The sequence below is a fragment of the Pseudomonas sp. NFR16 genome (assembly GCF_900108875.1).
In the GTDB taxonomy this organism is placed as follows: domain Bacteria; phylum Pseudomonadota; class Gammaproteobacteria; order Pseudomonadales; family Pseudomonadaceae; genus Aquipseudomonas.
The window spans coordinates 836,155-848,360 of the sequence record NZ_FNYJ01000001.1 but is presented as its reverse complement, the minus strand read 5'-3'; the positions used below and the strand labels follow the sequence as shown (position 1 = coordinate 848,360).

General features: G+C 62.4%; 18 protein-coding genes. 11 read left to right on the top strand and 7 right to left on the bottom strand.

The annotated features are described in order from the left end of the window. Positions 1–12: 12 nt before the first annotated feature. The 11 genes from BMZ10_RS03795 (at position 13) to BMZ10_RS03745 (ending at position 7,273) form a co-directional block, all read left to right on the top strand. The gene (locus tag BMZ10_RS03795; RefSeq protein ID WP_177182037.1) at positions 13–351 is read left to right on the top strand and encodes a type III secretion system major pilin HrpA; all 339 of its coding nucleotides are present in this window, start codon (positions 13–15) and stop codon (positions 349–351) included. A gap of 55 nt (positions 352–406) precedes the next feature. Continuing rightward, entirely contained in the window at positions 407–1,468 is a 1,062-nt protein-coding gene (locus BMZ10_RS03790; protein ID WP_093458696.1) for a harpin HrpZ family protein, read from the top strand. A gap of 41 nt (positions 1,469–1,509) precedes the next feature. Continuing rightward, a complete protein-coding gene (gene sctI / locus BMZ10_RS03785) occupies positions 1,510–1,884 on the top strand; it encodes a type III secretion system inner rod subunit SctI (protein ID WP_093458695.1) in 375 nt (124 codons plus the stop codon). A 9-nt stretch (positions 1,885–1,893) separates the two neighbouring features. Further along, on the top strand, positions 1,894–2,697 hold the full coding sequence (sctJ, locus tag BMZ10_RS03780; RefSeq protein ID WP_093458694.1) for a type III secretion system inner membrane ring lipoprotein SctJ: 804 nt from the start codon (positions 1,894–1,896) through the stop codon (positions 2,695–2,697). Continuing rightward, complete coding sequence (locus BMZ10_RS03775; protein WP_256214335.1) at positions 2,697–3,239, top strand: type III secretion protein; 543 nt, start codon at positions 2,697–2,699, stop codon at positions 3,237–3,239. The genes sctJ and BMZ10_RS03775 overlap by 1 nt, the downstream gene beginning before the upstream one ends. A gap of 38 nt (positions 3,240–3,277) precedes the next feature. Next, complete coding sequence (sctL, locus tag BMZ10_RS03770; RefSeq protein ID WP_093458692.1) at positions 3,278–3,859, top strand: type III secretion system stator protein SctL; 582 nt, start codon at positions 3,278–3,280, stop codon at positions 3,857–3,859. A 90-nt stretch (positions 3,860–3,949) separates the two neighbouring features. Then, positions 3,950–4,174 (top strand): type III secretion protein, encoded by a 225-nt coding sequence (locus tag BMZ10_RS03765; protein WP_093458691.1) that lies wholly within the window; start codon positions 3,950–3,952, stop codon positions 4,172–4,174. Continuing rightward, positions 4,161–4,589, top strand: a complete 429-nt coding sequence (locus BMZ10_RS03760) for a type III secretion protein (RefSeq protein ID WP_093458690.1) — start codon at positions 4,161–4,163, stop codon at positions 4,587–4,589. Before BMZ10_RS03765 ends, BMZ10_RS03760 begins: the two co-directional genes overlap by 14 nt. A 1-nt stretch (position 4,590) precedes the next feature. Beyond that, entirely contained in the window at positions 4,591–6,711 is a 2,121-nt protein-coding gene (sctC, locus tag BMZ10_RS03755; protein ID WP_093458689.1) for a type III secretion system outer membrane ring subunit SctC, read from the top strand. Beyond that, positions 6,708–6,911, top strand: a complete 204-nt coding sequence (gene hrpT / locus BMZ10_RS03750) for an HrpT family type III secretion system protein (protein WP_093458688.1) — start codon at positions 6,708–6,710, stop codon at positions 6,909–6,911. Before sctC ends, hrpT begins: the two co-directional genes overlap by 4 nt. 2 nt (positions 6,912–6,913) lie before the next feature. Next, positions 6,914–7,273 carry a type III secretion protein HrpV gene (locus BMZ10_RS03745; RefSeq protein WP_093458687.1) on the top strand — a complete coding sequence of 120 codons (360 nt, stop codon included), beginning with the start codon at positions 6,914–6,916 and terminating at the stop codon, positions 7,271–7,273. A gap of 410 nt (positions 7,274–7,683) precedes the next feature. On the opposite strand, the gene sctU is transcribed toward BMZ10_RS03745, so the two are convergent. From sctU to BMZ10_RS03710, 7 genes are read right to left on the bottom strand one after another with little or no spacing between them, the layout of a single operon-like run. After that, on the bottom strand, positions 7,684–8,760 hold the full coding sequence (gene sctU / locus BMZ10_RS03740) for a type III secretion system export apparatus subunit SctU (protein WP_093458686.1): 1,077 nt from the start codon (positions 8,758–8,760) through the stop codon (positions 7,684–7,686). Then, positions 8,757–9,551 carry a type III secretion system export apparatus subunit SctT gene (sctT, locus tag BMZ10_RS03735; RefSeq protein WP_093458685.1) on the bottom strand — a complete coding sequence of 265 codons (795 nt, stop codon included), beginning with the start codon at positions 9,549–9,551 and terminating at the stop codon, positions 8,757–8,759. The genes sctU and sctT overlap by 4 nt, the downstream gene beginning before the upstream one ends. Beyond that, positions 9,552–9,818, bottom strand: a complete 267-nt coding sequence (sctS, locus tag BMZ10_RS03730) for a type III secretion system export apparatus subunit SctS (protein ID WP_093458684.1) — start codon at positions 9,816–9,818, stop codon at positions 9,552–9,554. It lies immediately after the preceding gene. 7 nt (positions 9,819–9,825) lie between these two features. Next, a complete protein-coding gene (gene sctR / locus BMZ10_RS03725) occupies positions 9,826–10,479 on the bottom strand; it encodes a type III secretion system export apparatus subunit SctR (protein ID WP_093458683.1) in 654 nt (217 codons plus the stop codon). Beyond that, the gene (locus tag BMZ10_RS03720; protein ID WP_093458682.1) at positions 10,476–10,916 is read right to left on the bottom strand and encodes a FliM/FliN family flagellar motor switch protein; all 441 of its coding nucleotides are present in this window, start codon (positions 10,914–10,916) and stop codon (positions 10,476–10,478) included. Before BMZ10_RS03720 ends, sctR begins: the two co-directional genes overlap by 4 nt. Continuing rightward, positions 10,906–11,643 (bottom strand): hypothetical protein, encoded by a 738-nt coding sequence (locus BMZ10_RS03715; RefSeq protein WP_093458681.1) that lies wholly within the window; start codon positions 11,641–11,643, stop codon positions 10,906–10,908. Before BMZ10_RS03715 ends, BMZ10_RS03720 begins: the two co-directional genes overlap by 11 nt. Beyond that, a complete protein-coding gene (locus BMZ10_RS03710; protein WP_093458680.1) occupies positions 11,640–12,206 on the bottom strand; it encodes a type III secretion system HrpP C-terminal domain-containing protein in 567 nt (188 codons plus the stop codon). Before BMZ10_RS03710 ends, BMZ10_RS03715 begins: the two co-directional genes overlap by 4 nt.

Below are 12,206 nucleotides of genomic sequence, written 5' to 3'. Positions count from 1 at the left end.
AAGGTGAGCAGAATGAATATTCCTGGAGTGAGCAATAATCCGTTCCTCAAAATGGGCAACGGCGTCATCAACACTGTCGGCAGCGTCGCGCAAGGGGCGCAGACGCTGGGCACCAACGCCAGCACTCAGGCCTCGATCGCCGGCGGCGGGAACACCGAAGCGCTGAACGCGACCAAGGAAGAAAACGCCCTCAACGACAAGAACAACGCTGCGCTCGCGCGCATGCAAGGTGCTGCGGCTCGCGAAACCGCGACCCAGAACACATTGAACGCCATCCAGTCGGCAAACAACGATGCCGCCAGCAAATTCATCAGCAGTACGGCCCAGTCCGCCAAGGCCATCTCCTACTGACTGAATTCAGAATGCCCCCTCTTGGCAGGGGGCCATCACCTGAACTGGAGGTTTCATGCTAAGTCTCAACGCTCTCAATTCGACGCAGAATCTGCACATTGGCACGGTGGTGTCGACCGGCGGCATTGGGGGTCAACAAGGCCCGCAGTCGCTCAAGGATGTCATCGACAAGCTGGCCTCGGCACTGACCAAGGACGGCCATCTGGACCAGGATTCGCCGCTGGGCAAAATGGTCGCCAAACAGATTGAAAAAATGAACCCGCTGGCCGCGTTGGCGGGCGGAACGCCTGACATGGTGAAATCCGCGCTGGGTGAGGTCATCAAGGACAAACTGGGCGATAACTTCGGCGCTGCCGCCGAGCTCGGTCTGGGTTCGGGTGCCGGCAAGCCGGACCTGATGTCGCAGGTGCTCAATGGCCTGGGTAAAGCGTCGCTCGATGACCTTCTGACCAAGCAGGGTGATGGAACGAAGTTTTCCGCCAGCGACATGCCGCTGCTCGACCAGATCGCGCAGTTCATGGACCAGAATCCGAGCAAGTTTCCGGCGCCCGATTCAGGCTCCTGGAAAAACGAGCTCAAGGAAGACAACTTCCTGGACGCCAAGGAAACCGGTGCTTTCCGTGCGGCGCTTGACATGCTGGGCACCCAGCTGGGTCAACAGCAGAACGGCGTGAGCGGCGCCAATGACAGCCTCGGCGGTCAGTTGGGCGGCAACCCTTTGGGCGCTGATCCGAGCGGCGGCAGCCAGATTGGCAATCCGCAAGGCGGTCATCTGGCGCAAGACCTTGGCCAGTTGCTGGGAGACCTGCTTCAACAAGGTCTGGACAAGAATCTGGGCGGCGGTCTGGGCGCAGGGCAGGGCATTCGCTCCAATCCGGACATCGCGCCGGGCGCCTCGCCCAATGCCGGTAACAGCATCAGTCAAGACCTGGGGCAACTGCTCAGCGGGCTGATCAAGGACGGTCTGCAAGCCAACCAGAACGGCAATGGCGGTCTGGGCGGTGCGGGCGGCCACAATCCGGCTTTCGCCCAACACGATCTGCAGAGCAGTCTGGCACAGACTGCGACCGCACTCGTTTCGGCGCTGCTGGGCGCCGGTAACAATCAGTTGTCCTGAATACGCCTTGTGTATCGACCCCGTCTGCCGGAGATCAGCCCGTGACCATTTCCCATCTCAATCAACTCAAATCGTCATCCCTCGATCTTGAGCAGCATCTGGATCAGGGACTGGTCAGCGGGCCTTCGCAGGCGGATGTCGACCTGTTCAATTCGGCGATGCGCCCTGATCTGGCCGCGCAACCGAGCCACCTGTCCGAGCAGATCGCCAGTGCGTTGTCCGAGCGGCTCGGGTCGACCGACAAGCTTTCGCAGCAGGCGGTGCGCAACATGAAGAAAGCGGCAAGTGGCGATAACCCCATGGATATCACGCAGATGAGCCGAACCCTGTCGCAGTATTCACTGCAGACAGCGGTGACGACCAAGGTCGTCAACAAGAGCGCTCAGGCGCTCGACAAGCTGACCAACCTGCAATAGAGGCGCGCCGTGAAATTTCTGACTGCGGGTTTGCTGTGCCTGATGCTGTCGCTGAGCGGTTGCAGTGATGAAACCGACCTGTTCAGCGGTCTGTCCGAGCAGGACTCCAACGAGGTGATCGCAAGTCTGGCCGATCAGCATATCGATGCGCACAAACGCGTGGAAAAAACCGGTGTGGTCATCAGCGTCAACACCGCGGACATCAACCGCGCCGTGCGGGTGCTGGACGCAGCCGGGCTGCCTAGGCGTTCACGTACCAGCCTGGGCGAGATATTCAAGAAAGAAGGGGTGATTTCAACGCCTCTGGAAGAGCGTGCCCGCTACATTTACGCGTTGTCTCAGGAACTCGAGGCAACGTTGTCTCAGATCGACGGCGTCATCGTCGCCCGCGTCCATGTGGTCCTGCCAGAGCGTATCGCGCCGGGTGAACCGGTGCAGCCGGCGTCGGCGGCTGTGTTCATCAAACACACCTCGGCGCTGGACCCGGACAGCGTGCGTGGACGCATCCAGCAAATGGTCGCCAGCAGCATTCCCGGCATGTCGGGCGAACCGTTGGACTCGAAAAAGTTCGCCATCGTCTTCGTGCCTGCCGCCGAGTTTCAGGACACCGAGCGGCTGGTCAATTTCGGCCCGTTCCTGGTGGACAGCGAGCGTCTTGATTTCTGGAAAATGATGGTCTGGGTGGCGCCGGTCGGTGGTCTGTTGCTGGTGCTGCTCATCCTGCTGGCCGTGCGCAGCGACTGGCGCGCCGCGGTGCTGCAGATGCTCCGCCTGCGTCGTGCCGATTCGTCGCGGTTGCCGGTGCAGGCCTGATGCAAGGCGCGCATGAACGCTGGATTCAGTGGTGGTGCGCACCTTGGGAATGGGCGCATCCCGACTGGAGATCCCGGCTGGCGGAACGGCACGGCCTGACCTTGCCTGATTGCGACGCGCTGCTGGGCAGTCATCGCACGCTGTTTTTCGAGCATGTCGGCATCGCCCCGAGTCAGCCCCCCGAGCCGGTTTCGCAGCTGATGCAATGGCTGGCTCTGGAGACATCACAGCAGGGTCAGGCGTTGGCGCTGGCCGAGCGGATCTGCCTTGGCGGTGCAGCCGCATCCGTCGTTGACGCTGCAGTGCTCGCCCACGAACCGTGGTGCCGGGCGGTCGCCAAGGCCTTGCGCCCCGGTGCATGGCTGCATCCGGACGCCGTCGATGGCCGGCTGCTGCTCGGCGCGTGGGCGGGAGAATCCTGCTGGTCGCGATTGCGCCTGCAGTGGCCACCCGGCGCGCTGGGCGCACAGTTCCCCGAGATGCCGTCGAACAAGCTGCAGACGCTCTGGCAATCGATCTTCTGGCGCCTCGCCACGCCCTGACCCTTTCGCGTTCTCCCTCCTTTGCGCAGGACTTCCCAATGCTCGCCAAACGTCGTCTCGACCTTTCCGCCTCAGCCGTTCTGGCACAAACCATCCTGCGTCGCGAAGACCTGGCCGACATGCAGCTGGCAAGCGAGGTGTTGAGTCACGCCAGACAACAGGCCAGCGAACTGCTCGAGCGGGCGCGGCAACAGGCGCAGCAGGAACAGGACCAGGCGCTGGCGCTGTTCTGGGAGCAGGCCAACCAGAGGCTCGATTCCCTCGAGCAACAACGCAAGCGCCTTGAGCAAGAGGCCATGGAAGCGGTCGAGACATTGCTCAACGAAACGCTGGCGCAGTTGCTTGATCAGGCCACGCTGGCGGAGCGCACCCGGGCGCTGGTGCGCAATCTGGCCGGCAGTCAGTCCAGTGAAGCGCAGGCAACGCTGAGCTGTCATCCCGACATGCAGACCAGCGTGGTGCAATGGCTGGAGCAGAGCCGGTTTGCCGAGCACTGGCAACTGAAAACGGACACCTCAATGACGCCGCTTTCCCTGCGGCTCAGCGACGCCAATGGCGCATTCGATGTCGACTGGGTGAGTCTGCGTCGTGGCCTGCTGGGCTCTTCGGCGAGCGAATGACGCTTTACTGAATTTGTCGTGACGGTTGATGGAACCGGAGCGGCCGGTGCTCCCACTTAGAGGTTGAATTCCTCAGTTGGAGCAGCGCTCATGATCAGTTTCAAATCCATGCAGAACCACGTCGATAACGCCTACGGCCGTGCCCGCAGCGACATGGACGACGCCATCGAAGGCGCGGCGGAAAACCCTTCGATCGAAGACCTGATGGCTTTCAACGATGCCTCACAGCAGGCCAGCGTCGCCAACATCGTCAACAACGAAAGCCTGCGCGCCAACCACAGCATCACCAAAGCGATCATCGATGGAATTCAGTGAATTCACGGCGATTCTCGCTCAGTGGTGTGAGCTGCGACCGCTCACGCCACTGGACTGCTGGATCGATGAGGCCAACGCACGGCTGGCGATCGTCGGCAACGGAGTGCGCCTGAGCCTGGACGTCCTGGACCCCTACGACGGCAGCGACCCGCAGCGCCTCGAAGCGGTGCTGCAACAAGGCGGCGCGAGCGTGGCCTGCGCCTGCGAGGGTGCGCTGGCAATCGATCCCGAGACTCGCTGCGTGGTGCTGGTCAGCTGGCTGCCCGGCCTGAATGACCCGGTGCAACTGCTCAATCGCCTGGAAAGCCTGGCCAATCAGCGCGGCGCGATCCTCAGTCTGATGCAAACCAGTGTGCGCAACGGCACGTTCACGTCGCCTCGCACCACCCTCAATCACTGGCAACCGGGAGTGTGAAATGCGCAAGGCCTTTATGTGGTTGCCTTTGCTGATGATCGGCATCGTGACGCCGACGCTGGCGGCGGTGCCAGACGCCTGGAAACATACCGCTTATGCCTACGATGCCCGTCAGACCGATCTGGCGACGGCACTGGGCGACTTCGCCAAGGAATTTGGCATCGGCCTGGACATGGCCCCGGTTCAGGGCACGCTGGATGGCCGCATCCGCGCCCAGAATCCGCAGGAATTTCTCGACCGCCTGGGTCAGGAGCATCACTTTCAGTGGTTCGTCTACAACGACACCCTGTACATCAGCCCGACCAGTGAACAGACCTCGGCGCGGCTTGAGGTGTCCCCCGACGCAGTGGATGACCTGCAACAGGCGCTGACCGATGTCGGTCTGCTGGACAAGCGATTCGGCTGGGGCGCCTTGCCCGACGAAGGCGTGGTGCTGGTCCGCGGACCGGCGAAATACGTCGACTTCGTGCGCAGCTACAGCAAGAAAGTCGACGCGCCGGAAAAGGCGGACAAGCAGGACGTTCTGGTGTTTCAGCTCAAATACGCCAACGCCGCCGACCGCACGATCCGCTATCGCGATCAGGAACTGACCGTTTCCGGGGTCGCCAGCATTCTCCAGGAGCTGCTTGAGAGCCGCTCCCGAGGCGCATCGATCAACGGCGTCAACTTGTTGCAGGGCGGCGGTGGAACCGCCAGTGGCCTGGGCAGCAGCACCGGCATGGCCGGCGCCGGAATCGGCGGGATGAACTACGGCGGTCCCGACGACAGCGTGCTGGACACCGGCCAGTTGCAGCAGAACGTCGACCGCGTGCTGGGGCTGTCCGGCAAAAGCAAGGGTGGCAGTTCGAGTTCATCGAGCCGTGCGAAAATCCGCGTCAGTGCCGATGTGCGCAACAACGCCGTGCTGATCTACGACCTGCCTAAACGCAAAGCGATGTACCAGAAACTGGTCAAACAACTCGACACACCGCGCAACCTGATCGAGATCGATGCGGTGATTCTGGACATCGACCGCAACGAGCTGGCGCAGCTGTCCAGCCGCTGGAATTTCAATGCCGGCAGCGTCGGCGGCGGCGCCAATTTGTTTGAGCAAGGCACCAGTTCGACATTGTTCATCCAGGACGCCGGGAAATTTTCCGCCGATCTGCATGCGCTGGAAGGTAATGGCGCGGCATCCGTCATTGGCAACCCGTCGATCCTGACCCTGGAAAACCAGCCGGCGGTGATCGATTTCAGCCGCACCGAATACCTCACCGCCACTGCCGAGCGGGTGGCAAATATCCAGCCGATCACCGCCGGCACCAGCTTGCAGGTGATCCCGCGGTCGCTGGACAAGGACGGCAAATCCCAGGTTCAGTTGATCGTCGACATCGAAGACGGCCAGATCGACACCTCGCAGATCAACGAAGACCAGCCGGCCGTGCGCAAGGGCAACGTCAGCACGCAAGCGGTCATCGCCGAGCATGGATCGCTGGTGATCGGCGGTCTGCACAGCCTGGAAACCACCGACAGGGTCAACAAGATTCCGTTGCTCGGCGACATTCCGGTGATCGGCAAGCTGCTGTTCCAGTCGCGCAACCGTGAGCTGAACAAGCGCGAGCGGTTGTTCATCCTGACCCCGCGCCTGATCGGCGATCAGGTCAATCCGGCGCGTTACGTCGAGAAGGGCAATCCTCACGACGTCGACGATCAGCTCAAGCGCATCGATGAGCGTCGCGACGGCGGCGAGGAGCCGACCCGCGGCGATGTCCAGAACGCCTTCACGCAGTTGCTCGACGGCGTGGCACCGGTGGGTTTCAGCAGCGGTGAAACGCTGCCCTTCGAGGCCGACAGCCTGTGCGACCCGGGTGAGGGGCTGGTGATGGATCGTCAGCGCTCGCAGTGGTTTTCGAAGAAGGACTGGGGCGTGGCAGTGGTCGTCGCCCGTAACACCACCGGCAAGCCGCTGCGCATCGATGAGAGTCATTGCGGCGGCCGCTGGGTCATGGGCGTCAGCGCCTGGCCACATGCATGGGTGCAGCCTGGTGCCGAAAGCGAGATTTATATCGCCGTGCGCCAGCCGCAGGTTTCCAGCAAAGCCAGACAGAACCGACCTTCGCTGCTCAAGGGGGCTACACGATGAACCTGCGTGGTTTTCTGATCCTGTTTCTGGCGTTCGCCACGCTGGCCGGCTGCGCAAGCCGGGGGTGCTCGGGTTACGCGTGCAAGCGGCCCGATTCCAACGACCGCGAACTGGTCATCTGGTGGCCGCCGGACATGCGCCAAGGCATCGACGAGCGTGATCACGAACTGGATTTCACTGTTGTGCCACTGAAGGACTGAGCATGATTCGGGTATCGGAAAAAGCGGCGTTCTACGCGCATGTTGCCGCCGAACGCGCGGCGATCTGGCCGGTGGCGAGCGGGGTGGCCTTCGTCAGCCGGCGCGAACACCGCGACTGGGGCATCGCCCTGCACATCGAGGGCCGGGCACTGCGCCCCGAACAATTGCGCGACGCGCTGGAACGGCGTTTTTCGCAGAGCGAGCTGTTCAACGACTACTTTCTGTTTCTGGACGTGCAGCGCGACTTCGTGGTCTGGCATGCCGTCCCGCACGCCGCTGAATCTCCGGTTAGCCTGGACAGCATCCGACGTCATGAACTGATGCTGGCGGGCCTGGACCACCTGAGCGACACGAACTCCTGAACTGCCGACGCTGCTGTTCGTAAACATCGCATAACCCCGTGGGCCTCAGCCACCTGAGGCCCACGACCATCCGCCCTCGACCAGACACCTGCACCGCAAACACTCAATGGCACGCCGGGCAAAGCCTGCCACCACGGACCTGCAGGAGCGCGCTTGCCGGCGAAAGCGTCCGCAGCACACCCTTATTCCGCGTAATGGCACGCCGCGCAAAACCCTGCGACCACGAACCTGTAGGAGCGCGCTTGCCCGCGAACACGTTCTCACAACCGACCACGGACTCGATGACCCACTCACGAACAAAGCTCGACATGCACCTGCGCACCTGCGAATGCGGGCTTCAACGCGAGCACGTCGAATGATGTCCATCAACGGTCAGGTCATGCTACAGACGGGGCTGAACGCAGCGCGCTTTACGCGTCTTCGATCCGGATCACTTCATCGGTGACTTCCTCCAGTTGGCGCACGACCTGGTAGATGTGCGCCACTGCGAGGAGTGTAGGGCGGGGGATGTATTTGCCGGCTTTGACCTTGTACAGCGTGCGCGCCAGCCAGATGCTCTGTACCACCGGGATCCCGGCCTTCTTGGCTCGGGCGATCAACGCCAGGGCGTCGTCATCCTCGCCCTTGCAGTGAATCAACGGCAGCGGCGTCTGCCCCGGCCGGTAATACAACGCCACGGCATAGTGAGTCGGGTTGACCACCAGCATGTCGGCGTCCTCCACCGGTTTGGCCGGCGCGGTTGGCTCCTGGTTGAGCAATTCATGGGCGAGCTGGCGACGATGGCCTTTGATGTGCGGGTCGCCCTCGGACTGCTTGTATTCTTTCTTGATGTCCTCGTGGCTCATGCGCAGTTTCTTCGCGTGGAAGTATTTCTGCAGCGCAAAGTCGACGGCTCCGATCACCGCCAGCAATCCCAGCGTCGCACGCAGGATGTGCCGGAACACTTCCAGCAACGCATGCCAATAGGTGGTCAGGTCGGTATTGGCCAGCAGAATCAGCGCGCCGAGTGAAGGTTTCACCACCGAATACAGGGTCGCGGCGATCGCCACGGCTTTGAGGACACTCAGCAACAACGTGGTCAAGCTCTGTGCTGAGAACATCTGCTTGGCATGGGCGAAAGGGTTTAGCTTGTTGATGTCGATTTTCAGGGCTTTCGGCGCGAACAGAAAGCCGATCTGAATCCAGCTTCCGACCATGCGCATCAGCATCGCCATGCCCACGCTGCTCAAGATGAAGCCGATCAACACACTCATGCCTTCGCTGGCGACTTGCTCGACGCTGTGCATGAACGGCTTGCCGATGCCCTGGAACGACAGCGACATCAAGTGATGCAGCCGCGCAACGCTTTCATCGGCCAGACTCAGCGTGATCTCGCTGACCACCAGCAGCACCAGCAGCTTCGCCAGATCCTGACTCTGCCCGACTTGGCCTTTTTCTCGCGCATCACGTAGCTGCTTGGGCGTGGCCTTTTCTGTTTTTTCGCTCACGGCAGATGCACCAGATCACTCAACAGGTGTTTGAGGTCCGCCAGTTGCAGAATCTGTCCATTGCCCAGTTCCAGCAGCGTCGGCAGGTAAATCAGCAGAAATGCGATGCCGGCCATGCTCTTGGCCGGCATCGCCAGAATCGAGACGTTCAACTGCTGGGCGTACAGGCCGATGATCGCCAGCGCCGCCTCGATCAGCAGCAACAGCCCGATGAAGGGCGCGGCGTACAGCATCATATGCTGCAAGGTCTGGTTCAATTGTTCGAGGAACAGGTTCAGGCCATCGACGGTCATGCCCGGCAACCAGGCGGTGGGCGGCCAGACCTGATAGCTGTCCCAGATCACCTGGGTGATCAACGACAACCCGCCCGTGAGAATCACCAGCATGACCAGGGTTTCCTGGAACAGCTCGCCCATGGGGGTCGCATCAGGCCCGAGCGCCGGATTGATCTGCCCGCCGCTCAACGCGCCGCGCTGGCTGTCGAGCAACGCGCCGACCGAGGCGAACATCCAGAACGGCGCATACAGCAGCAGGCCGAGGAGGGTGCCCAGCACCGCCTCCTTGAGCAACAGCGCGCCGATGGAGAACCAGTCATCATTGAGTGAAGAGAGTGCGCGGCTGATAGTCGGCGCCGGCACCATCGACACCACCAGCACCACGGCATACCGCAGCGGGCCTTTCAGGTATTTGAAGCAGAAGGCCGGTACCAGAATCATGCACGGCAACAGCCGCGCGGCGGCCAGGCCCATGCCCAGCATCAGTTCGAACAGCCCCTGCGCGTCGAGCGGCATCTAGTGCGCGCCCCCGGAACGGGCAATCAGGTCGAAGGCCATGTTGATGAACTGGATCAGCTCCACGCCAATCCAGCGGCCGGTCATCGCCAGGGTCAGGCCCACTGCCGCCAGTTTGATGCCGAAGGGCAGGGTCTGGTCCTGGATCTGCATCAGCGCCTGCAGCAACGAGGTGATCACCCCTACCAAGACGGCGACCCCCAGCGGCGGCGCGGTGAGAATCACCACCAGGAACATGCCCTGCTTGAACAACGCCAACGCTTCCATGGCTGTCTCACATGTAGGAATAGAACAGGCTGTCGAGCAGGCGCGTCCAGCCTTGCACCAGCACGAACAACAGCAGCTTGAGCGGCAGCGAAATGGTCATCGGCGAGACCATCTGCATGCCCAGCGCGAGCAGCAGGTTGGAAACGATCAGGTCGATGACGATGAAGGGGATGTAAATCAGAAAGCCGATCTGAAAGCCCGCCTGCAACTCCGACAGCACGAATGCCGGCACTGCCAGCAGCAGATCGCTCTTGCTGGCCTGATCGGCCATGTCTTTGGGCCACATGCGCTGAGTGTTGTCCAGCAGGTGAGCGATCACGTCGGGGGCGGTGTTGCGGGTCATGAAGCGCTGCAACGGCTCGATGACCGTGCTGGCGCTGGCCTGCAGTTTCTCGGTGCTGCCCAGTTCGATCGGGTGCTCGTGTACCCGTTGCTGGATTTCGTGGGCGACCGGCGCCATGACGAACAGGGTCGCGGCCAGCGCAATGCCGTACATGGCCATGTTCGGCGGCACTTGCTGCACGCCGATGGCGTTGCGCGTGATGAGCAGCGTCATGGCGATCTTCAGAAATGCCGTGCAGACAATCAGCAGAAACGGAATCAATGACAAGGCGCCCAGAAACAGCGCCAGCATGACCGGGTTCATCCCGTCCATGATCATACGGGGGACGCCATCCGGGTGATTTGCAGGCCCAGGCGCCCGTCGATGTCCACCAGTTCGCCTTCGGCGACGACCCGCTCGCCATGGCACAAGGTGGCAAATCCCGGAGTGATGCCGTTGACCGGCAGTGTCGTCCCGGCGGCCATGCGCCGCAGCTCACCCAGGGTCAGGTTCAGGCTGCCGCAGCGCAGGGTCAGCGCCATCGGCAACTGATCCAGCGGATCGAGCGGCTGAGCATGGGCCTCGGTTGCCCCGGCCGCCTGGGTGTCGTAAGCGTCCTGCGGTGCTTCCTGCCATTCAGATTCGGCGGGTGCGGCGTTCATCTCATCGTGCGTTTGGTCCTCGCCGTAGGCGTCCTGGTAGCTTTCCGGCACGGCCTCATGGTCGTCATCCGTCAGGCTGTCGATGTCGTCCTCATACAACGCTTCATTGGCCATGTCCCAGGGTTTCCTCGTGGCTGAGCCGTACGTACAGCTGATGTTCGTGACTGTCTGTCTGGACTGCCCATTGCCGACCGGCCAATTCCAGCCGGCCATGGCCCTCGCTGTCGAAATGGCTGCGAAGCGGCAGCAGCACGTCGCCCGGTTGCAGCGAGGCCAACTGTTCCAGGGTCAGTGACAACTGACCCAGTTCCAGTGGCTGAACGATCGGCCAGTCATCGGCAAGCGCCTGGCGATGCCGGTGCCAGCCTCGACCGTCGAGCAGACGCTGGATCACAGCGGCGTCGGCGCAGAGCAGGCCATCGAGGGTCTGCTCGCCCAGCGTCAGTTGCAGCCGGCACGTGACCGTTTTCTCCGGCGCGTCGCCCACAGGCAGCACAGTGTTATCGCTGAGTGGTTGCAAGGGGCAAAACAGTTCCGCGAGGGCCGGACTCAGCCGCTGATTGAGAAAATCCCAGTACCAGCCCTGATGTTCGCCGCTCAGGGTGACGGGCAGTTCGCCCATCAGGCTGAGCATGGCCTCGGCGTCGCTCAGGCGCAGCCGGCCAACGGCGCTGTCGAAGCCGGTCAAGGTTCGATGGGCGCTGGCGTGGGGCGGCAGGGCCGTCAACGTAAGTTGGCCTTGCAGGCCTCTGGCGCTGAACATCAGGCTGGCGCCGGCGCCGAGTTGCTGCGATACCCGTGCGACGAGGTCGTCGACTTTTCGCAAACGCAGGGCGGTCATGCCTGCAGCTCCTCATGCAACGACAGCTCGACGTCATGCCCGAGCGCCCTTGCCAACGCGTCCTCGCAGGCCCGTTGATGCGGTTGCACGCGCTTGAGTGCACTGCGTCGGGCGAAGCCCAGCTCGACGGTCCACTGGTTATCACGCTTGCTGGCGTTGACCTGGACCTTGCCCAGAGTGGGCATCAGCAGCGTCACCCTGAACGGACCATCGGGTTGCGACGGCAAGCGCTCGGCGAGTTCATCGATCAGTTGCGTCGGCACGCCTTGGTTGGGGGCGAGCATGCTCAATCCGCTGCCGGAATAGCCGGATTGCTGGGGTTCTTCGCTGACCGGCGTCACCAGCAATTGGGAAAAGAACAGGCCGTCGGCGCTCAGCGGTTCATCCGCCAGCGGCGCGTTGCCCAGCGCGCGCAGGCGTTCGGCATCGCTGCGTCGCCCTGCGCCAGACAGTCCGCGATTGTCAGACTGCGCAGGCGACCCGGTCGAGAAGGACTGCGGCTGCGCGGGGCGCGACTGCATCTGAGGCTGGGGGCGGGGCGGGTGTTTGATCGGCGTATTCAT